The following is a 19,179-nucleotide window of genomic DNA, read 5'->3' as shown; positions in this document are numbered from 1 at the left end:
TCCTTTCTCGAATTCAATCCGTTACTATCCGCGGCGTTAGTACCAAGCTGAAAGTCAATTCTGGTCGAACAACTCCTGCGGTATACCTTCCCTAAAGAGAAGCCTCTACCGACATCACGGGACCGACCACCTCGATGGTTTCCAGGTAATGCTTGCGACAACACTGCCTTTGAATCAAAAGCAAAGGGTGTTGCGAAGCTCACTTACTCTGACCGAACCAACCTGCAAATTGATCAGGATCTTCACCCCGGGCCCAGAACCTTTGCCCTTGATGTGTTGCCTGCCCTCCTAAGTACCTACCTGCCGGCCCAAGCGCGCAAAAATCATAGCGCTTCAACTGGCTGCTTTGTTCCAGTCGGGTTCTTCGTTCGATCAATGGTGATCGTCGTTACTGGAACGTTTTAACGTTGCACGGTTCTTATCCGTGTCATTTGTAGGAACACCCAATAACCATGTCTACTCAAATCCACACTCAGGATGCCATCCGCACCCTAACCAACGCTTTTGCTCCAATGAACTGCCTGATCATGGCTGCTCGCAAAGGCTGCTTCAGCTTCACTCTGGTCAATGAACACGGCATCGCTCGTCACAGCGAACGCCTGTACCCCGATCAATACTCCAGCGCCGAGCCGCTGCAGGCCGTGATCGAGCGTACCCGTCAGGCACTGGTTGCCTGAAACACCAGAAAGGCTGAAAACTACAAAAGCCCTGCCTAAAAAGCAGGGCTTTTTATTGCCTGATATTTCTCCACTCGCAGTACCGGCTTAAGCACCAAGCGATATAACGGTTATAACTCGGTGCCGGAAATATTTTAAAAACAGGCCTTTACGGCACGAATATGACACTACACTTCAACTCAAGCGGCTTGATCCGCTTCCGGCGATCCTGAGTCGATCCACCGCTGCCAAGCCCCATCAGTCAGGAATCGCCGCCCACTTCACGTTTCGAGGGCTTTATGGGTATCGCCGCCAGCGAACTGTGCCGTTATGTGATCCGTCCGACATTGATTTACCTCGGACGCCACAGCACGATTGCCGAATCCCTGCTACTGGGTGTTGCAGCCAGTCAGTCCGCTCTTGGCTCCGCCCTGCATGACCGCCGCGGGCATGGCCTGTACCGGATTGCCGAACCTCGTCACCAGGCGCTTTGGGATCACTACCTGGCGCTGGACCCGGAACGCGCCAGCCTGGTTCGCGGCCTCGCCAGCCAGCATGCATTTCTCAGCGGCCCGCACCTCGAACTGACCGTCAACCTGCGTTACGCCACCGCCATCGCCTGGCTATTAATAGAAGAACAGAATACCCCGCTCCCCGAAGCCGATGATCTGCTGGGCATGGCCCGAATCTGGCGCCAGACTTTCCAGCCGCAGGGTCGCCTGCGTGACTTCACCTGCGCCTGGCAAACCTGTGTATCACCGCTGAATCAGATCGCCTGTTAACCGGGCAATTTGCAAGATCGTGCATATAGACACGAATTTGGTCTGATTGTCCTACAAAAGCGCTCTATCTCAAGCCATACAGCCTATAGCGCTGAAACGAAAATGTTGGTAATTTTCGCTCCGGTGATCACCAGGAGTTCTAATAATGAAAAAAGTAATGCTCAAAACCACCCTTAGCCTCGCCGTTGCCTTGGCATCCACCCAGATTTTCGCAAGTGGCTTTGCCCTCAACGAACAGAGCATCAGCGGGATGGGGACTGGTTATGCGGGACGCTCTTCGTCCGCCGAGGATGCAAGTACTGTATTTGGCAACCCTGCCGGCATGTCGCGGATCAAGCGCCAGGAAGTCACTGGCGGACTGGCAGCTATCGATGCTTCGAGCGATATCAAAGACGCCCATGGCGCCCATCCGGGTACCAACAAGGGCGACATGGTGCCATTCACAGCCGTTCCGATGGGCTATTACGTCAAGCCGATCGATGATCACTGGGCATTCGGCCTCGGTGTCTATGCACCTTTTGGTCTGATTACCAACTATGAAAGTGGCTTCCAGGGTGGCGGCTTCGGCAGCAAGAGTGAAGTCAAGGTTGTGACCTTCCAACCTACCGTCAGCTATGCCTTTAACGACAGAGTATCGATCGGCTTCGGCCCGACCATTAACCGTATTGGCGGCACTCTCGAGTCGGATGTACCTCTTTTTGGCGATACCCACGTCAAGATCAAAGGGGACGATACCGCTCTGGGCTACAACTTCGGTGTTCTGGTACAAGCCACCGACACGACTCGCGTCGGCCTGACCTATCACTCGAAAGTGAAATACAAGCTCGAAGGTCATACCGATATCACCGCAGGCGCCAATGCTCCTTCCGCCTTCCTGCAAAGCAATCGGTACGACGCTTCGCTGAAAATCGAAACGCCTGAATCGGTCGACTTCTCCGTAACGCAGCAGCTGACGGATGCGTGGACCGTGTATGCAGGTTCCACCTGGACCCGCTGGAGCCGCCTGAAAGACATCACCGTCAATAACGAAGGCGTCACTGCGGCACAGGGCGGTGTATTGTCCCCAGCCCTGTTCGGCACCATTACGGAAGAGCAGAACTGGCACAATACCTGGGCCTATGCCATCGGTACTTCCTACCAGCTGAACAAGCAATGGGTATTGCGCACTGGCCTGACCTTTGACCAGTCGCCCACCAACAATACTGACCGTTCGCCACGCATTCCTACCGGTGACCGCACAATCTTCAGCCTTGGTGCTGGCTACAACGTCACCGATGATCTGACCATCGACGTCGCCTACTCCTACCTCAAGGAAGAAGCTGTCACGGTGAATCACTCCAACGCAGTAGACAGTTACAGCGCCAAGTACGAAAACAGCGCCAACGGTTTTGGCGTCGGCGCGACCTACCGCTTCTGATTCACGGCGAGCCTGAACAGCCCACCGGCTGAATTGAAAAAGCCCCGCTCTCTTGCACAGAGGCGGGGCTTTTTAGTGGGCGCTGACTCAGCAAGCACCCATACCGAGTTGCATCAGTGCCAACCCTCCCTGATGCCAGCCCCACCAGGCCAGCGCCAACAACAGCGCGCCAGCACCGACAGCGGCGAACCAGGCTGCGATCCTGCTCATGCCGCACTCACCTGAGCTTGCAACCGTGCCACGGGACGCTCGCGTACAGGCCAGTTCAAGACTGCCGCCAACAGACTGAGGAGAATCGCCACCTGCCAGATCAAGTCATAGTTTCCTGTTCGGTCATAAACCACCCCACCCAACCAGCCGCCAAGGAACGAGCCCAACTGGTGAAAGAGGAAAACGATACCACCGAGCATAGAGAGGTTTCGTACACCAAACAGCGTCGCTACCGTGCCGTTGGTCAAAGGCACTGTCGACAACCAGAGAAACCCCATGGCCATGCCGAATAGATAAGCTGAGGTTTGCGTCACAGGAGCCCATATGAACAGACTAATCACCACCGCACGCAGCAGGTAAAGCCCCGTCAACAGACGCGGTTTGGACATGCGCCCGCCGAGCCAGCCGGCGGTGTAAGTACCGAAGATATTGAACAGGCCAATCAACGCCAGCACCGTGGTACCAACGCTGGCAGGCAGATGCTGGTCGACCAGATAGGCCGGCAAATGCACGCCGATAAACACCACCTGGAAACCACAGACAAAAAAGCCGAACGCCAACAGCCAGAAGCCCGAGTGCGAACACGCCTCGCGCAGTGCCTCGGACAGGGTTTGCTCATGACCGAGCACGGGCAGCGGTTTGTCCTTGAGCATGCTGACCAGCGGCACAATCAGTGCCACTAGCATTCCCAACACCAGCAGCGCGGTTGACCAACCAAGCCAGCCGATCAACCCCAGCGTGCCCGGTAACATGGCGAACTGGCCGAAGGAACCGACAGCACTGGCGACGCCCATGCCCATGCTGCGTTTCTCCGGCGGCAAGGCACGCCCTACCACGCCAAGAATCACCGAGAACGAAGTACCGGACAGACCAAGACCGATCAACAAGCCAGCGCTCAACGACAGCGACAAGGCCGAATCGGACAAGCCCATGAACACCAAACCCACGGCGTACAGAACGCCACCGACCAGCACCACTTTCGCCGCGCCGAAACGGTCCGCCAAGGCCCCCGTGAATGGCTGCGCCAGCCCCCAGATCAGGTTCTGCAGGGCGATGGCGAAGGCGAACACTTCCCGCCCCCAGCCGAACTGCGCGCTCATCGGCGGCAAAAACAGCCCGAAGCCATGCCTCACGCCAAGCGACAGCGCAAGAATCAGTGCGCTTCCAAGTAGAACCCAACCGCTGGTACGCCACATCGATGTCATTCTTATTCTCCGGTAGCGGGTATATACCCGCTTAAGTTCGGGCTTATGCTCGGAAAAGTCCGCCGCCTCAGGCGAGTTCATCCAGCAAGGCCAGCAAGGTTGCACGCTTCTCTGCACCCAGACGATCAATCAGCCGCTGTTGCGCCGCTTCCCAGGCCGGCAAGGCCGCCGCCAGGCGTTCACGCCCGGTTTCGGTCAGTTGCACGATGCGATTGCGCTGATCTTCACCCTCGACCAGCATCACCAGCCCCTCCCCCTCGAGCACCCGCAGATTACGCCCCAGCGTACTGCGATCCAGGCCCATGGCTTCCGCAAGGGTGGAAATGCTCGGTTGATCGAGGCGCTGCAAATTGCACAACAAAGAATACTGCGCAACGTTGATCCCGAAGCCGTCGAGGGCGCCGTCGTAATGCCTGCTGACGCCACGAGCGGCGCGACGCAGGTTGGTGCATAAACATTGAGAGGCTAGCATGGTGCGTGTATATACCCGCGATAAAGTTAAAGCAAGTTTGATTATCAAACGGCCGTTAGGGCGCGCACGTTGAAGGTGACTCTCAGACCAGCGCCAACCCCACCAGCACCGCCGTTTCCAGCAGCTCCAGCAACGCCCCAGCCGTATCGCCAGTGGTCCCGCCCAGACGCCGCAACATCACCTGGCGCAACCAGAAGAACATCAGAGCCGCCAGCACCAGTGCAACAACACCGCTCCAGCCGCCGATCAGCACGCACGCCAGCGCGCTGAGCAACAACACCTGCTGACCGGTCTTGCGCGGCAGATGATCGGCCAGCGCTTGTCCCAGGCCGCCAGCGCGCACATACGGCGTGTTCAGAAACAACCCCAGCAAGGCACTGCGACCGATCACCGGCGCGAGGATCAAACCGGCCATGGAGTGCTGTTCAATCAATGCCAGTAACGCCGTGAACTTGAGCAACAGCACCAACACCAGCGTCACCACCGCGATCGGCCCACTGCGTGGGTCCTTCATGATGCTCAAGGTGCGCTCGCGATCACCAAAGCCGCCGAGCCAAGCGTCGGCGCTGTCGGCCAGACCGTCGAGGTGCAAACCACCGCTGAGTATCACCCAGACACTCAACAGCAACGCCGCATGCAACAACGCTGGCGTACCGAGCAACAGCCCATTCAGCGCCCACAACAGCCCGCCAAACAGCAGCCCCACCAATGGATAAAACAGCAGCGAGCGCCCAAGCTCCTGAGGCGCCGGCATGCCTGGCAGACGAATCGGCAAGCTGCTGAGAAACTGCAGGGCGATCCAGAACGGCAACATGTTCAACCCTCTTCCCTGAGCACGGCATCAGCCTCGACGCGCAACGAAAACAGCGCACCATGACCGACTTCAACATTGAGTAATTGCTCGCGCGGCAATCCGCGTGCGCGTGCCAGCAATAGACGCATGACCCCACCGTGACTGATCAGCAACACTCGCTCGCCGGCATAGACCTGATGCAAGCGCTCGACAGCCGCCAGCACCCGTGCGGAAAACGCAGTCACCGGTTCACCTTCCGGCGGCGTGAACCCGTAGGGATCGGCCCAAAACATTCCCAACGCTTCGGCGTCGGCTTCCATCAACGCTGCTGCACTCTGCCCTTCCCAGGCGCCGAAGTGCAGCTCTTGCAGATCCTTATCCAGCACCACCGGCAAGTTCAACCGCTCAGCCAACTCCTCGGCAAACCGTGCGCAGCGTTGAAGCGGTGAACTGACCAGGCGATCCCATGGACCATGATCAATCACCGCCGCGCGCATCTGCTCCCAACCTTTAGCGGTCAGCGCGTCATCCAGGCTGCCGCGCAAACCGCCACCGAGTTCGGTTTCACCGTGGCGCAGCAGATCCAGGCGCAGCGTCATGCCGGGCGATCGGCCACAGCCGCTTCAGCGAAAGTCGCCATTTGCCCATGCAGGTCGCAGGCCAGACGCAGCAATGGCACCGCCAGAGCAGCACCACTACCCTCGCCCAGTCGCAAGCCGAGATCCAGCAAAGGTTCAGCACCCAGCGTCTCCAGTACATGCCGATGGCCCGGTTCAGCCCCACGATGACCAAACAGCAACCACTCGTGACATGCCGGATTCAGGCGCACCGCGACCAATGCTGCAACGCTGCAAATAAAGCCGTCGACCAGCACCGCCAAACCTTCCTGTGCGCAGGCCAAATAGGCACCGACCAACGCAGCGATTTCAAAACCGCCGAGGTTGAACAATGTCTGCAATACATCACCGCGTTGAGCGGCATGCAATGCCAGGGCGCGTTCAATCACCTGGGCTTTATGGCTGACACCCGCCGCGCTCAAACCAGTCCCCGGCCCGGTCAGATGCGCCACTGGGCAATCGAGCAATGCACAGGCCACCGCGCTGGCAGCGGTGGTATTGCCAATGCCCATCTCGCCACCGATAAACAGCTCGGAGCCTTCAGCAATCGCCCGCAGCACGCTGTCACGGCCGGCCTGCAAGGCTTGCTCGCCCTGGACTTGCGTCATCGCCGGACCGTGAACGAAGTTCGCAGTGCCTGGACCGATGTGCAGATGACGCACGCCCAGCAAATTCAACGAAGGCGTGACAGTGCCGAGGTCGACCACTTCCAGCCGCGCCTCAAGCTGCCGCGCCAATACGCTGATCGCCGCGCCACCGCTGACGAAGTTGTGCAGCATCTGCCCGGTGACTTCCTGCGGGAACGCCGAAACACCTTCGGCGACCACCCCGTGATCACCGGCAAAAATCGCAATCCACAGCTGATTCAAGCTCGGTTTGACCCGACCCTGCAACCCGGCCAGTTGCACCGCCACCGACTCCAGCTGCCCGAGGGAGCCCGCCGGTTTGGTCAGTTGCTGCTGTCGGGCCGCCGCTTGCTCACGCGTTTGCGCATTGATCGGCTTACACGGGTTCAACCACCAGGAATGAGTCATAACGCAGTACCTTTCAAAGTCAGGGGCAGGCCGGCGACGGTCAACACGACACGCTGACAGCGCTCAGCCAGGGCTTGATGCAACCAACCGGCTTCATCGACATAGCGGCGAGTCAATTCGCCCAGCGGCACGACACCCAGACCGGTCTCGTTGCTGACAAAAACAATTTCTCCAGGCAGTGATGCCAGACACTCCAGCAGGGCTTCACGCTCTTGCGCCAGACGCTCGGGATCTTCCAGCATCAGCAGATTGGTCAACCACAAGGTCAGGCAATCCACCAGTAAGCAACGCTTGGCACTGGCATTTTCGCGTAGCACCAGGGCCAGTTCCAGCGGCTCTTCAATGAGCGCCCATTCAGGCGGACGGCGCTCGCGATGATGGGCCACGCGGGCATTCATTTCGCCATCCAGCGGCTGGCTGGTGGCAATGTACGTCACCGCCAGGCCACTTTCGCTGGCGAGCTTTTCAGCCAGACGGCTTTTACCGGAACGGGCGCCGCCGAGGATCAGTTGCAACATGGTCATAACCTTTTAATTGGCGGTGTAACGACAGCCCCCTTCGCGAGCAGTCGAGCGTCGACCGGCTGCTCCCACATTGGAACGCGGTCAACTGTCGGAGTGAGCCTGCTCGCGATACGGCCGGCACTACCACCTCAAAAACCACAGAGCTCACGCAACAGCCCAGTGTCCAGATGCTTCTCCACCAAATCCGCCAAGCGCTCGATATCGCGCTCGCGCAAGGCGTGGTAATCGACTTCCTGCACATCCTGCAAACCGGCCCAGCGTAACAGCGCGCTGCACGCCGCCGGGGATTCGAACAGGCCGTGCAAATACGTGCCGAGCACCTGTCCGTCAACACTTCGGGCTCCGTCGTTGCGACCGTCATCCAGCAACACCGCCGCCTGCTCCAAAGCAATACCGGTGGTAACCCCGGCGTGAATTTCATAACCGCTGACTTCAGCGTTTTCCAACGCCAGATGTCCGCGCACATTGCGCAGCTGTTTCTCTTCTTCGAGCACGGTTTCGAACGCCAGCAAGCCGAGACCGGCACTGGAGCCCGCCGCGCCTTCCAACCCCAGCGGGTCGTGCACGTGCTCGCCGAGCATTTGCAGGCCACCGCAAATGCCGAGCAGCTTGCCGCCGTAACGCAAATGGCGGGTAATGGCCTCGTCCCAGCCGTTGGCGCGCAAGTAGTGCAAGTCGCTGCGCACGCTTTTCGAGCCCGGCAGGATGATCAGGTCGGCAGGCGGAATCGGCTGACCCGGCCCGATAAATTGCAGATCGACCTGAGGATGCAGGCGCAGCGGATCGAAGTCGGTGTGGTTGCTGATACGCGGCAACACCGGCACCACCACGTTGAGCACCTGCTCGGCTTTATCGGCCTGGCGCTGATCGATGCCGTCTTCGGCTTCCAGATGCAGATCCATGACATACGGCAGCACACCGATCACCGGTTTGCCGGTGCGTTCTTCCAGCCAGTCGAGGCCTGGCTGCAGCAAGGCGATATCGCCGCGAAAACGGTTGATAATGAAGCCTTTGACCCGCGCCTGCTCAGTGGCTGACAGCAACTCCAGCGTGCCCACCAAATGCGCGAAGACCCCGCCGCGATTGATGTCGGCGATCAGCACCACCGGACAATCCACCGCTTCGGCGAACCCCATGTTGGCAATGTCGCCGGCACGCAAATTGATCTCGGCGGGTGAACCCGCGCCTTCGACCATCACCACCGGATAGGCTGCGCTCAAGCGTTCGTGAGAGGCGAGCACCGCTTGCATGGCGATGGCTTTGTAGTCGTGATAGGCGACTGCGTTCATGGTGGTCACGGCACGTCCGTGAATGATCACCTGCGCGCCGGTATCGCTATTCGGCTTGAGCAGCACCGGGTTCATGTCGGTATGTGGTGCAAGGTTTGCAGCTTGGGCCTGCACGGCTTGGGCTCGACCGATTTCGCCGCCGTCGGCGGTTACCGCACTGTTGAGTGCCATGTTCTGCGGCTTGAACGGCACCACGCGAACACCCTGGCGCGTCAGCCAGCGGCACAGCGCGGTTACCAAGGTACTTTTGCCGGCATCCGAGGTGGTGCCTTGCACCATCAGCGTGGTCATGGGGTTTCCTTGGCGTAGGCTTCGAAAGCCTGCTCGAGGCGCTGCCAATCGGCGTCATCGGCCGGCAAACCGAACCGCAGGCTGCTGTTGTGGGTGAACAGACGCAGCAAGATGCCGCGCCGGGCCATGAACTCGTGCAGATGCTCTGCGCGCTCGGTGATCAACCATTGAAACAACGCGCATCCACCGTGCGGCTTGAAGCCATGACGCTCAAGAATCTCAGCCAGACGCTGACTCGCCTCTTCACTGCGCAGACGCTGGCGAGCATGACCTTGGGTGTCACGCAAACAGACCTGACCCAATACCCGGGTCGGCCCGCTGACCGCCCAAGGACCGACCTGCTCGGCGAGCAGTTTGATCAACTTGCGTTCAGCCAGCACAAAACCCAATCGCACCCCGGCCAGGCCGAAAAACTTGCCGAACGAACGCAGGACGATCAAGCCGACCTGATCGGTATAAGACGACAGGCTCAGCTGCGGGGTGTTGTCCATGAACGCTTCGTCAACTACCAGCCAGCCGCCGCGCTGCGCCAACCGTGCATGCCAGTCGAGCAGGCGTTCGGGGGGCAGGCTCAGGCCGGTGGGGTTGTTCGGGTTAACCACTACCAGCACGTCGAGGCTATCGAGGAAAAAGTCGACTTCCTGCTCCAGCACTTCACGCACGACGTAGCCGTTGCGACGCCAGGCTTCGGCGTGCTCGGCATAACATGGCGAGAGCACGCCGACTTTACCGGCGCGACGCAGGCGTGGCAGCAACTGGATAGCCGCCTGGGAGCCCGCGACCGGCAGCACCTGCGAGGCGCCGTAGTATTCGCGTGCAGCCTGCTCCAGGCCGTCATCGGTTTCCGGCAAACGCGCCCAGGCCCGTAACGGGATGTCCGGAATCGCCCACGGCCAAGGTGCCAGACCGCTGGACAAATCGAGCCAATCGGCTTCGGCGATGCCGTACTGCAACGCCGCCTTGCGCAAGCGGCCACCGTGCTCAAGCATAAAACTCGGCTCCCACACAGAGGATCAGCAACCAAAGCCATACCCCACGCTGAACCAGTTGCCAGCCGCGATCGATGGAGTTGGCGTCTGCCGGCACACCTTCGCCCAGCTGTGGACGCTGATGCAGCTCACCGTGATAGATCGCCGCTCCGCCTAACTCGACGCCCAGCGCACCCGCGCCAGCGGCCATCACCGGCCCGGCGTTCGGGCTGTCCCAGGTCGGCCCCTGCGTGCGCCAGCATTTGAGTGCCAAACGGGTTTTGCCCAGCAGCGCATAGGTCAACGCCACCAGACGCGCCGGAATATAGTTGAGCACATCGTCGATTTTCGCCGCCGCCCAGCCGAAGCGTTCAAAGCGCTCGTTGCGATAACCCCACATGGCGTCCAGGGTATTGCTCAGCCGATAGAGCACCACGCCCGGCGCACCCGCGACGGCAAACCAGAACAGCGCGGCGAATACCGCGTCGCTGCCATTTTCCAGAACCGATTCGGTGGCGGCACGGGCCACTTCGGTCGAGTCCAGCTCACTGGTCTGACGGCTGACCAGATAGCCGACACGCTTGCGTGCTTCATCCAGGTCGTCGCTGCGCAGGGCCTGAGCCACCGGCTCGACATGCTCACCGAGGCTGCGCAGACCGAGGGCGCAATACAACGCGAGAATCTCGACGATCCAGCCGATGTAAGGCAGCCAGGACAATGCCGTGATCAACAGGGTCAGCGGCAACACCGCAATCACCCAGGCGGTGACACCATGACTGCGCCAGCCACGGCCGGCGGAGTTGAAACGTTGCTCGACACGATCGGCAAAACGGCCGAACGCCACCAGCGGATGCCAGCGCTTGGGTTCGCCCAGCAGCGCATCCAGCGCTACTCCGGCGACACTCAGCAACGCCACACTCATTGACTCACTCCCCAAAAATTCTCGTACAACAGTTCACTTAGCGGACGCGCCTGCGCCCAGCCTTCAAGGACCAACATCGGCGCCGGGTAAAATTCCTTGACCGGCCCCAGGCACAACACCGCCAGCGGCTTGGCCCCCGGCGGCAGTCCGAGCAGATCCGCCAAGGCGTGCGGTTCGAACAACGAGACCCAGCCCATGCCCAGACCTTCGGCACGGGACGCCAGCCAAAGATTCTGGATCGCGCAGGACAACGACGCCATGTCCATTTCCGGCAAAGTCCGACGGCCAAAGATATGCCGCTCGCGATCATCCATCAGCGCGGCGACCAGCACTTCGGCGCAGTCGTTGATGCCTTCGACTTTCAGCTTCATGAACTCGTCGGAGCGTTCGCCCAGCGCCTCGGCGGTGCGTACTCGCTCCTCTTCCACCAGTTGCTGGATCTTGCCGCGTAACGCTCGGTCGCTGATGCGGATGAACCGCCAGGGCTGCATCAAACCGACACTCGGCGCCCGATGCGCCGCTTCGAGCAACCGCCGAAGCAGTTCGGGCTCGACGCTGCCGCCACTGAAGTGACGCATGTCGCGACGCTCGGCAATCGCACGATAAACCGCTTCGCGCTCGGCCTCGGAAAATGCGTTGTCGGTCATGGCCTTTTCGCGGGCGAGCCCGCCCCTACAAGATTCAGGTCTGGCGCAAACAGCGCGGCGATCGCGGATGGATTGGACGGGAAATAAAAGTGCACATAAGACGCCGTCATCCGCCCGTCACGGTAAACCGCCTCGGCACCGCGTCCGCCGTTAGGACTCAGGCCACGAGCGATCGGCTCAATCTCGGTGCTGGTCAATGAATGGTGGTAGGTGTGGCCACGCAACGCGCCTTCAGGTAATTCGACCGCTTGCAGGGCCAACGCGGCCAGACGCTTTTGCATCACCGCATCACCGGCCAGCAGCCCCAGCAACTCAGCGCGCGTGCCATCGACATCGGTCAGTGAGTCGAGCAGATACAACATGCCGCCGCATTCGGCCAGCAACGGCTTGCCAGCGGAATGGTGCGCGCGAATGGCATCGAGCATTGTGCTGTTTTCAGCTAACGCCACGTGGTGCAATTCCGGATAACCACCGGGCAGATACAGGCTGTCGGCTTCAGGTAGTTCGCAGTCATGGATCGGCGAGAAGAATCGCAACTCGGCGCCCATCGCCCGCAACAAGTCGAGGCTCGCGCCGTACGTGAAGGCGAACGCTTCGTCGCGAGCCACGGCAATTCGCACACCGGCCAACAGTGGCTCAGCAGCAATCACGTCGGGCGCGGCGAACTCGACGGCAGGCGGCAATGCCACTTCGCAGCTGCTGGCCAACGCTTCGGCGGCTGCGTCGAGGCGCAGATCGAGGTCATTCAATTCACTGGCCTGGACCAGTCCCAGGTGACGGCTCGGCAGTTCGATTCCGGTTTCCCGGGACAAGGCGCCGTACCAGCGCAAACCTTCAGTGAGGCTGCCTTCGAGCAATTGCGCGTGACGCAAGGTGCCGACGCGGTTGGCCAACACACCGGCAAACGGCAAGTCCGGCTGATAACGTGCCAGCCCCAACGCCAGCGCGCCGAAAGTCTGAGCCATGGCGGTGCCATCGATCACGCCCAGCACCGGCACGCCGAAATGCCGCGCCAGATCGGCGCTGGACGGCGTGCCATCGAACAACCCCATCACGCCTTCGATCAAAATCAGATCAGCCTCAGCGGCGGCTTCCCACAATAGCCGACGGCTTTCCTGCTCGCCGACCATCCACATGTCCAGTTGATAGACCGGCGCACCGCTGGCGCGCTCGAGAATCATCGGATCGAGAAAGTCCGGGCCGCATTTGAACACCCGGACCTTGCGCCCCTGATTGCGATGCAAACGGGCCAGCGCGGCAGTGACGGTGGTCTTGCCCTGACCGGAAGCCGGCGCGGCAATCAGTACCGCCGGGCAAAAACGCGGCTCACTCACAGTTCAACGCCTTTCTGCGCTTTGATCCCGGCCTGGAAAGCATGCTTGATCATGCCCATTTCGGTGACGGTGTCGGCCAGTTCGATCATTTCCGGCTTGGCACCACGACCAGTGACTACCACGTGTTGCATCGGCGGACGCGCCTGCAAGTCGCTGAGCACCTGATCGAGGTCCAGATAACCGTGCTTGAGGGCGATATTCAGCTCATCGAGCACCACCAGACCAATGGTCGGGTCACGCAGCAATTCGCGGGAGACCTCCCATGCAGCCTCGGCGGCGGCGATATCGCGCTGGCGATCCTGGGTTTCCCAGGTAAAGCCTTCGCCCATCACGTGGAAGCGCACTTGTTCCGGGAAGCGACGGAAGAACAGCTCCTCGCCAGTGCTGTTGCGCCCCTTGATGAACTGCACCACGCCGCACTGCATGCCGTGGCCCATCGCCCGGGCGAGCATGCCGAACGCAGAACTGCTTTTGCCCTTGCCATTGCCGGACAGAACCAGCAGCAAGCCGCATTCATTCGGCGAGTTGGCAATACGCTCATCGATCACGGCTTTCTTGCGCAGCATGCGTGCCAGATGGCGTTCGTCACGATCAGGGGAATCAGTCATCGGGGAGCTCTCCGTTGAGGCTGGATAACGGCGGGCAGGCATAGAAATAGACGGCAAGAAGCCTGGCATCGCCCACCGTGATGCCGCTGGATGGATCAGGCCGGTCTCCGGGCTCATGAGCGGCTGACGCCTGACTGCGCGCCTTCCCATATCGACCTTCGACACAGTGGCTCAAAGCGCAGTTTTGACTCATTTACCGTTGCGGGGGCAGCGCCGGGATCGTCGCCCGCTCTGTCAAAGAACGCGCCCTCACCGGCTTCCCTGTTTCACTCGGTCGACCACTGGGTCACAGAGCACCTGAAACAAGTCGCGAAGGTTAGAGGGTTGGGGGTGGAGCGTCAATTAAAGCCGGGGGCTCATCGACAGATAGAAACCGACCCCGATCAATAAACTGGCGCCAATCTTGTGCCACACTGAAAGCAGTGATATCAAAGAGCCACAACCTGACACCACAAGAACAAAAAAGGGGAGCAACATGCAAGGCATGATCATCAGTAACCCGAAGCTGGAATTCCTGCGTCCGGTACTGGAACGCTGGTTCGAGTGCATCGACCGTTACAACGCGGTACACGGCGATAACGAAAGCCCCTACTGGTTTGACGAACGCGCCAACGTGAGCCTGCTTTCGGCGGCGGCGTGGATGGCTGAAATGGTCACCCTCGAACACACTCCGACGAAAAAGCAGATCGAGGAAGGCGAACGCAATGGCCGCGCCGACCTGTTTATCGCCAGTGGAGAAGAGCGCGCCTATCTTCAGGCCAGCCAACGCTGGCCGCGGGTCAATAACCTGAACCTCACCCAGGCCTTGCAAGATGCCGTGAGCGATGCGAAAAAAATCAGCTACGCCAGCGACCTGAAGCTCGGCTGCCTGTTCGTCGCCCCACAAAAAGCCCAGCACAGCCCTACGCCGGAAGAACTCCAGGACATGGTCGACGACCTGCAAAAGGAACACACCTGCGCCGTGGCCTGGTACTTTCCCTACGCCTATCGCAAATTGCACAACGAAGCCGGCAACTACCATCCGGGCATCGCGGTATTGCTCAAGGAGGCCCGCGGCTGACGGGTTGAACCTTCTGTCGATCAGACTCTTCTATGATGAGGTGACGCCTTCATAGGGAAATCAGCATGTTCAAGCCTCGATTCGTCTTTGTTATCGCCATCGCCGGAGGGCTCGCCGCCTGCGGGGAGTCCGCCACCCTGCCAGTGTCGGACGGCACGGGCCCATCGCCCAAGCTGCCGGAACCGCACAAGACCCTGATCCCGACGGTGAACATCGCACCGGCGGTCGGCTGGGCAGCGGGCGCAAAGCCGATTGCCGCGCCAGGCACCCAGGTGGCGGCATTTGCCGAAGGCCTTGATCATCCACGCTGGCTCTATGTACTGCCCAACGGCGACGTGCTGGTGGCTGAAACCAACGCGCCACCCAAGCCCGATGACAGCAAAGGCATTCGTGGCTGGATCATGGGCAAAGTCATGGGCCGCGCCGGTGCCGGCGTGCCGAGCGCAAACCGGATCACCCTGCTGCGTGACAAGGATCACAACGGCGTCGCTGAAACCCGCACGACCTTCATCGAGAACCTCAACTCGCCGTTTGGCATGACCTTGGTCGGCAACGACCTGTACGTCGCCGACACTGACCGTCTGCTGCGTTTTCATTATGAAAGCGGCGAAACCTCCATCACCGCCAAACCGGTGAAAGTCATCGACCTGCCCGGCGGCACGCTGAATCACCACTGGACCAAAAACGTCATCGCCAGCAAGGACGGCAGCAAGCTGTACGTCACGGTCGGCTCCAACAGCAACGCCGCTGAAAATGGCCTGGAGCAGGAAGAAGGACGTGCAGCGATCTGGGACGTCGATCGCGCAACCGGCAACCATCGGATTTTCGCCTCTGGCCTGCGTAACCCCAACGGCATGGACTGGGAGCCGCGCAGCGGAAAACTCTGGACCGCCGTCAACGAACGGGACGAAATCGGCAGCGACCTGGTGCCGGACTACATCACCTCGGTCAAGGACGGTGGTTTCTACGGCTGGCCGTTCAGCTACTACGGCCAGCACATCGACGCACGCGTCACACCGCAAAACCCGGATCTGGTCGCCAAGGCCATTGCCCCGGACTACGCGGTTGGCCCGCATACCGCTTCGCTGGGCCTGACCTTCGCCGAAGGCAGCAAACTGCCAGGGCCGTTCACCGAAGGCGCGTTTATCGGCCAGCATGGTTCGTGGAACCGCAAACCGCATAGCGGCTATAAAGTCATTTTCGTGCCGTTCCGCGCTGGCAAGCCGGCAGAGCAACCGATCGATGTGCTGACGGGGTTTCTCAACAAGAATGAAGAAGCCATGGGTCGCCCGGTGGGCGTAGTGATCGACAAGCAGGGTGACTTGCTGGTGGCCGATGACGTGGGGAACAAGATCTGGCGCGTGTCTGCAGCTAAATAAACGTTAAAAGATCGCAGCCATTTACTTTTTGCGGCACAGCGTCAAACCGTCACCCAACGGCAACAACGACAGATCGACACGCAGGTCATCCTTCAAGGCACGATTGAGTGCCTGGATGGCTCGGGTGTCTTCGCTCGCGGGATTTTCTTCCAGTACTCGCCCACTCCACAGCGTATTGTCGAATACCGCCAGCCCACCCCTTCGCAGCAGCCGCAAAGCGCTTTCCAGATAAGCCGGATAGTTGGCCTTGTCGGCATCGATGAAGATCAGATCGAAGCAACCGCCCTGCCCTTGCTGCTCAAGTTGAGCCAGGGTTTGCAACGCGGGGGCCAGACGCAAATCGATGCGCCCGGCGAGCCCAGCCTCTTGCCAGTAACGGCGCGCCGTGGCGTTGTAGTCTCCGGGAATGTCACAGCAGATCAACGAACCGTCATCCGGCAAGGCGGCCGCCATGCATAAGGCGCTGTAACCGGTGAAGGTGCCGACTTCAAGCAAGCGCCTGGCGCCCGTCAGCTTGACCAGCAAGGCGAGGAACTGACCCTGCTCGGGCGCCACCTGCCAGCGCGCCATGGGCAGTGCCTGAGTTTCGTCACGCAAGCGGCGCTGCAGCGGCGTTTCGCGCAGGGAAACGTCGAGCAGGTAGTTATAAAGGGAATCGTCGAGATTGAGCGTGCGAGCGGTCATGACAACCTCTGCGAACTAGAAATTGTGCGCCAGATGTTCAGGCTCGATAACACGCTTGGCACTCAGGTAGGCTCTCTGCCAATAGGCCTTGGACAAACTGTCGAGCTTCACCGTACCACCCGTGGCGGGGGCATGCACGAAGCGACCTTCGCCGACATAGATTCCGGCGTGGCTGACTTGCGAGCCGCCATTGGTGGCGAAGAAGATCAGGTCACCGGTTTGCAGAGCCTCTTGGCCAATGTTCGGCGCTTGCATGCCGATCATCTCGCGGGTTGAACGCGGCAGGGAAATACCCGCCGCATCGCGGTAGACGTAACCGATCAGGCCGCTGCAATCGAAACCTGAATCCGGCGTATTGCCGCCCCAACGATAAGGCGTGCCAACCAGACCCAGTGCGCGAATCAACACGTCTTCAGCTGCAGGCGAGAACGATTGGGCGGGAGCGAAAACCGGGGCGCGAACGACTTTAACAGGCGGCGGAGTACGGCTGGCGCAGGCGCTGAGCAGCGCTGCGAAGAAGATGAGTACAAGGCGGGCCGACATCGTCATATACAGAACATCCTGATCTGGCTGCGGCTTTCTCTGCCGAGAGGCTGAAAACAAAACCGCGTAAGCAGGGCTTACGCGGTTAGTTAGTCAACAATAGATCAGGATTCTAGCGGCTACACGCCAAACTTCAAGTAAGACTTTAAGTTAGCCTTACAAAAAGTCCGCTTACTTGCGTGCCGTGACTGTCGTTGGTGCCATGGCGAGTGCTCGCTTGGCCTCAATGAAGGTCTTGCTCCAGTAGCTGTCGCCCAGGTTATCAACCCGGACACCACCGCTGCGGCGGCTGCTGGAATGGATGAACTGGTCATCACCCAGGTAGATCCCGGCGTGACTGACGCGACCGCGACGACCATTGGTGGCGAAGAAGAGCAAGTCGCCAGGCTTCAGGTTATTGCGGGAGACCAACGGGGCATTCACGTTGATCATTTCGCGAGTGGAGCGCGGCAGGTTCATGCCAGCCTCTTCACGAAACAGATAACCGATGAAACCGCTGCAATCGAAACCGGCTTCAGAGGTGCCGCCCACACGGTAACGGGTACCGACCAGGGACAGGCCACGCTCGAGGATGCTGTCGGCCAGAACCGGAAGCTGGTAAGGCTTGCTGCTGGCAAAGTCGGCCAGTTCTTTTTCGGTAGCCAGCTCTTCCTGATAAATAACGGAAGACTGGGCAGTCGCTGAATTTTTAATCTGCTGATCGTTTTGTTGCGAGACCGGGGAATGAACCGCGCAACCAAAAAGCAGGGTGACAAGTGCGAGAGGCACGAGGGGTGCGAAGCGATTTAGCATGGGCACGACCGTGGCTGAAGTTGTAAAGAAGGCGAGACTATGCCTTCTATCGCCCTCATTTGCAAATTCAATCGATCCAAATGTGACTTATCGGTTTCTCGTTAACATCTAAGCGCTTAAGCCCATTTTAAAACTACACGCGCCGCGAATACCTTTCCGGAAGCGGGTTTTCTAACGCCTGAAAGTTGCCAAAACGCGCTACGGGCTGCGGATTTACCAGCCCAGGGTTTCTTTAAGAAAGGGGATCGTCAGCTTGCGCTGAGCCTGCAGAGAAGCCTGGTCAAGGCGCTCGAGAAGCTCGAACAACGCGCTCATGCTGCGTGTACCGCGAGTCAAAATAAAATGCCCGACTTCGTCGGTCAGGTGCAGGCCGCGACGCGACGCGCGCAATTGCAACGCACGCAACTTGTCTTCATCGGACAGCGGCCGCATCTGAAAAATCAGCGCCAGGGTCAAGCGGGATTTGAGGTCAGCCAGTTTAACCGGCAACTCGCGTGGCGAGGTTGAAGCGGCGATCAGCAGGCGTCGACCGCTGTCTCGCAGGCGATTGAACAGATGGAACAACGCCTCTTCCCAGTCAGCCCGCCCTGCGACTGCCTGCAAGTCATCCAGGCAGACCAGTTCATACTGTTCAAGGTTGTCGAGGATTTCGATACCGCGATCCAGCAACTCGGCCAACGGCAGGTACACCGCCGGCTCCCCCAACTGCTCGAAGCGCAAGCACGCGGCTTGCAGCAAGTGCGTACGCCCTACGCCGTCCTTGCCCCAGAGATAGATCAGGCTTTCGGTCCAGCCGGCGTCGGCTTCGCACAGCCGCTCGACATAGCCGAGTGCAGCGGCATTGGCGCCAGGGTAGTAGTTGATAAAGGTAGCGTCATCACGCAGACGCACACCTAGGGGCAGCTGAATCGGTTTCATGCTGACTGAACAGTTCCAAACGAACCGTTAGTGG

Annotated in this window: 22 protein-coding genes and 1 riboswitch; of the genes, 5 read left to right on the top strand and 17 right to left on the bottom strand. The window is 59.9% G+C overall.

Annotated elements, in window-relative coordinates; translation table 11 throughout:
• The first annotated feature begins 452 nt into the window (after positions 1–452).
• The 3 genes from BK658_RS00595 to BK658_RS00585 all read left to right on the top strand — a co-directional run bounded on the left by BK658_RS00595 (position 453) and on the right by BK658_RS00585 (position 2,855).
• Positions 453–677, top strand: coding sequence for a hypothetical protein (locus tag BK658_RS00595; protein ID WP_007898912.1), 225 nt, complete (start codon positions 453–455; stop codon positions 675–677).
• Between the two features lie 278 nt (positions 678–955).
• The gene (locus BK658_RS00590; protein WP_019693082.1) at positions 956–1,438 is read left to right on the top strand and encodes a hypothetical protein; all 483 of its coding nucleotides are present in this window, start codon (positions 956–958) and stop codon (positions 1,436–1,438) included.
• A gap of 145 nt (positions 1,439–1,583) precedes the next feature.
• Positions 1,584–2,855: an OmpP1/FadL family transporter gene (locus BK658_RS00585; RefSeq protein WP_123580234.1), complete on the top strand. Its 1,272-nt coding sequence runs from the start codon at positions 1,584–1,586 to the stop codon at positions 2,853–2,855.
• A gap of 87 nt (positions 2,856–2,942) precedes the next feature.
• Here the strand turns inward: BK658_RS00585 and BK658_RS30205 are convergent, their stop codons facing one another.
• From BK658_RS30205 to cobO, 13 genes are all read right to left on the bottom strand, one after another.
• Entirely contained in the window at positions 2,943–3,065 is a 123-nt protein-coding gene (locus BK658_RS30205; protein ID WP_256585315.1) for a hypothetical protein, read from the bottom strand.
• Positions 3,062–4,270, bottom strand: coding sequence for an MFS transporter (locus tag BK658_RS00580; RefSeq protein ID WP_123580232.1), 1,209 nt, complete (start codon positions 4,268–4,270; stop codon positions 3,062–3,064). The genes BK658_RS30205 and BK658_RS00580 overlap by 4 nt, the downstream gene beginning before the upstream one ends.
• 67 nt (positions 4,271–4,337) lie before the next feature.
• Positions 4,338–4,742 carry a MarR family winged helix-turn-helix transcriptional regulator gene (locus tag BK658_RS00575; protein WP_054593546.1) on the bottom strand — a complete coding sequence of 135 codons (405 nt, stop codon included), beginning with the start codon at positions 4,740–4,742 and terminating at the stop codon, positions 4,338–4,340.
• Between the two features lie 82 nt (positions 4,743–4,824).
• On the bottom strand, positions 4,825–5,556 hold the full coding sequence (locus tag BK658_RS00570) for an adenosylcobinamide-GDP ribazoletransferase (protein WP_123580230.1): 732 nt from the start codon (positions 5,554–5,556) through the stop codon (positions 4,825–4,827).
• Positions 5,557–5,558: 2 nt separating this feature from the next.
• Positions 5,559–6,134, bottom strand: a complete 576-nt coding sequence (cobC, locus tag BK658_RS00565) for an alpha-ribazole phosphatase family protein (RefSeq protein WP_123580228.1) — start codon at positions 6,132–6,134, stop codon at positions 5,559–5,561.
• Positions 6,131–7,186, bottom strand: a complete 1,056-nt coding sequence (cobT, locus tag BK658_RS00560) for a nicotinate-nucleotide--dimethylbenzimidazole phosphoribosyltransferase (protein WP_123580226.1) — start codon at positions 7,184–7,186, stop codon at positions 6,131–6,133. The genes cobC and cobT overlap by 4 nt, the downstream gene beginning before the upstream one ends.
• A complete protein-coding gene (cobU, locus tag BK658_RS00555; protein WP_123580224.1) occupies positions 7,183–7,704 on the bottom strand; it encodes a bifunctional adenosylcobinamide kinase/adenosylcobinamide-phosphate guanylyltransferase in 522 nt (173 codons plus the stop codon). Before cobU ends, cobT begins: the two co-directional genes overlap by 4 nt.
• Positions 7,705–7,838: 134 nt before the next feature.
• Positions 7,839–9,290 carry a cobyric acid synthase gene (locus BK658_RS00550; protein ID WP_123580223.1) on the bottom strand — a complete coding sequence of 484 codons (1,452 nt, stop codon included), beginning with the start codon at positions 9,288–9,290 and terminating at the stop codon, positions 7,839–7,841.
• Positions 9,287–10,279: a threonine-phosphate decarboxylase CobD gene (cobD, locus tag BK658_RS00545; RefSeq protein ID WP_123580221.1), complete on the bottom strand. Its 993-nt coding sequence runs from the start codon at positions 10,277–10,279 to the stop codon at positions 9,287–9,289. Before cobD ends, BK658_RS00550 begins: the two co-directional genes overlap by 4 nt.
• Positions 10,272–11,180, bottom strand: a complete 909-nt coding sequence (gene cbiB / locus BK658_RS00540) for an adenosylcobinamide-phosphate synthase CbiB (RefSeq protein WP_123580219.1) — start codon at positions 11,178–11,180, stop codon at positions 10,272–10,274. The genes cobD and cbiB overlap by 8 nt, the downstream gene beginning before the upstream one ends.
• Positions 11,177–11,827, bottom strand: a complete 651-nt coding sequence (gene bluB / locus BK658_RS00535; protein ID WP_123580217.1) for a 5,6-dimethylbenzimidazole synthase — start codon at positions 11,825–11,827, stop codon at positions 11,177–11,179. The genes cbiB and bluB overlap by 4 nt, the downstream gene beginning before the upstream one ends.
• Positions 11,824–13,161 carry a cobyrinic acid a,c-diamide synthase CobB gene (locus BK658_RS00530; RefSeq protein WP_123580214.1) on the bottom strand — a complete coding sequence of 446 codons (1,338 nt, stop codon included), beginning with the start codon at positions 13,159–13,161 and terminating at the stop codon, positions 11,824–11,826. Before BK658_RS00530 ends, bluB begins: the two co-directional genes overlap by 4 nt.
• Complete coding sequence (gene cobO / locus BK658_RS00525; protein ID WP_123580212.1) at positions 13,158–13,769, bottom strand: cob(I)yrinic acid a,c-diamide adenosyltransferase; 612 nt, start codon at positions 13,767–13,769, stop codon at positions 13,158–13,160. Before cobO ends, BK658_RS00530 begins: the two co-directional genes overlap by 4 nt.
• Before the next feature lie 81 nt (positions 13,770–13,850).
• Positions 13,851–14,085: riboswitch (cobalamin riboswitch) on the bottom strand.
• Between the two features lie 159 nt (positions 14,086–14,244).
• Between cobO and BK658_RS00520 the strand changes: the two genes are divergently transcribed.
• Complete coding sequence (locus BK658_RS00520; protein ID WP_123580210.1) at positions 14,245–14,829, top strand: hypothetical protein; 585 nt, start codon at positions 14,245–14,247, stop codon at positions 14,827–14,829.
• Positions 14,830–14,894: 65 nt separating this feature from the next.
• Positions 14,895–16,208, top strand: coding sequence for a PQQ-dependent sugar dehydrogenase (locus BK658_RS00515; protein WP_123580209.1), 1,314 nt, complete (start codon positions 14,895–14,897; stop codon positions 16,206–16,208).
• Between the two features lie 21 nt (positions 16,209–16,229).
• On the opposite strand, the gene BK658_RS00510 is transcribed toward BK658_RS00515, so the two are convergent.
• From BK658_RS00510 to hda, 4 genes are all read right to left on the bottom strand, one after another.
• Entirely contained in the window at positions 16,230–16,892 is a 663-nt protein-coding gene (locus tag BK658_RS00510; protein WP_123580207.1) for a class I SAM-dependent methyltransferase, read from the bottom strand.
• 15 nt (positions 16,893–16,907) lie between these two features.
• Entirely contained in the window at positions 16,908–17,441 is a 534-nt protein-coding gene (locus tag BK658_RS00505; RefSeq protein WP_103319505.1) for a C40 family peptidase, read from the bottom strand.
• Between the two features lie 165 nt (positions 17,442–17,606).
• Positions 17,607–18,227, bottom strand: a complete 621-nt coding sequence (locus BK658_RS00500; protein ID WP_123580205.1) for a C40 family peptidase — start codon at positions 18,225–18,227, stop codon at positions 17,607–17,609.
• Between the two features lie 213 nt (positions 18,228–18,440).
• Complete coding sequence (gene hda / locus BK658_RS00495) at positions 18,441–19,145, bottom strand: DnaA regulatory inactivator Hda (RefSeq protein WP_008033543.1); 705 nt, start codon at positions 19,143–19,145, stop codon at positions 18,441–18,443.
• Between the last annotated feature and the right edge of the window lie 34 nt (positions 19,146–19,179).

Source organism: Pseudomonas brassicacearum (assembly GCF_003732175.1).
Classification (GTDB): domain Bacteria; phylum Pseudomonadota; class Gammaproteobacteria; order Pseudomonadales; family Pseudomonadaceae; genus Aquipseudomonas; species Aquipseudomonas brassicacearum_G.
This window is presented reverse-complemented; position numbering and strand designations above follow the sequence as displayed.

Bases quoted from the DNA above. Each gene is read 5' to 3' on its own strand.
- BK658_RS00595 (WP_007898912.1), top strand. From the start codon at position 453: ATGTCTACTCAAATCCACACTCAGGATGCCATCCGCACCCTAACCAAC.
- BK658_RS00590 (WP_019693082.1), top strand. From the start codon at position 956: ATGGGTATCGCCGCCAGCGAACTGTGCCGTTATGTGATCCGTCCGACA.
- BK658_RS00585 (WP_123580234.1), top strand. From the start codon at position 1,584: ATGAAAAAAGTAATGCTCAAAACCACCCTTAGCCTCGCCGTTGCCTTG.
- BK658_RS30205 (WP_256585315.1), bottom strand. From the start codon at position 3,065: ATGAGCAGGATCGCAGCCTGGTTCGCCGCTGTCGGTGCTGGCGCGCTG.
- BK658_RS00580 (WP_123580232.1), bottom strand. From the start codon at position 4,270: ATGACATCGATGTGGCGTACCAGCGGTTGGGTTCTACTTGGAAGCGCA.
- BK658_RS00575 (WP_054593546.1), bottom strand. From the start codon at position 4,742: ATGCTAGCCTCTCAATGTTTATGCACCAACCTGCGTCGCGCCGCTCGT.
- BK658_RS00570 (WP_123580230.1), bottom strand. From the start codon at position 5,556: ATGTTGCCGTTCTGGATCGCCCTGCAGTTTCTCAGCAGCTTGCCGATT.
- cobC (WP_123580228.1), bottom strand. From the start codon at position 6,134: ATGACGCTGCGCCTGGATCTGCTGCGCCACGGTGAAACCGAACTCGGT.
- cobT (WP_123580226.1), bottom strand. From the start codon at position 7,186: ATGACTCATTCCTGGTGGTTGAACCCGTGTAAGCCGATCAATGCGCAA.
- cobU (WP_123580224.1), bottom strand. From the start codon at position 7,704: ATGTTGCAACTGATCCTCGGCGGCGCCCGTTCCGGTAAAAGCCGTCTG.
- BK658_RS00550 (WP_123580223.1), bottom strand. From the start codon at position 9,290: ATGACCACGCTGATGGTGCAAGGCACCACCTCGGATGCCGGCAAAAGT.
- cobD (WP_123580221.1), bottom strand. From the start codon at position 10,279: ATGCTTGAGCACGGTGGCCGCTTGCGCAAGGCGGCGTTGCAGTACGGC.
- cbiB (WP_123580219.1), bottom strand. From the start codon at position 11,180: ATGAGTGTGGCGTTGCTGAGTGTCGCCGGAGTAGCGCTGGATGCGCTG.
- bluB (WP_123580217.1), bottom strand. From the start codon at position 11,827: ATGACCGACAACGCATTTTCCGAGGCCGAGCGCGAAGCGGTTTATCGT.
- cobO (WP_123580212.1), bottom strand. From the start codon at position 13,769: ATGACTGATTCCCCTGATCGTGACGAACGCCATCTGGCACGCATGCTG.
- BK658_RS00520 (WP_123580210.1), top strand. From the start codon at position 14,245: ATGCAAGGCATGATCATCAGTAACCCGAAGCTGGAATTCCTGCGTCCG.
- BK658_RS00515 (WP_123580209.1), top strand. From the start codon at position 14,895: ATGTTCAAGCCTCGATTCGTCTTTGTTATCGCCATCGCCGGAGGGCTC.
- BK658_RS00510 (WP_123580207.1), bottom strand. From the start codon at position 16,892: ATGACCGCTCGCACGCTCAATCTCGACGATTCCCTTTATAACTACCTG.
- BK658_RS00505 (WP_103319505.1), bottom strand. From the start codon at position 17,441: ATGACGATGTCGGCCCGCCTTGTACTCATCTTCTTCGCAGCGCTGCTC.
- BK658_RS00500 (WP_123580205.1), bottom strand. From the start codon at position 18,227: ATGCTAAATCGCTTCGCACCCCTCGTGCCTCTCGCACTTGTCACCCTG.
- hda (WP_008033543.1), bottom strand. From the start codon at position 19,145: ATGAAACCGATTCAGCTGCCCCTAGGTGTGCGTCTGCGTGATGACGCT.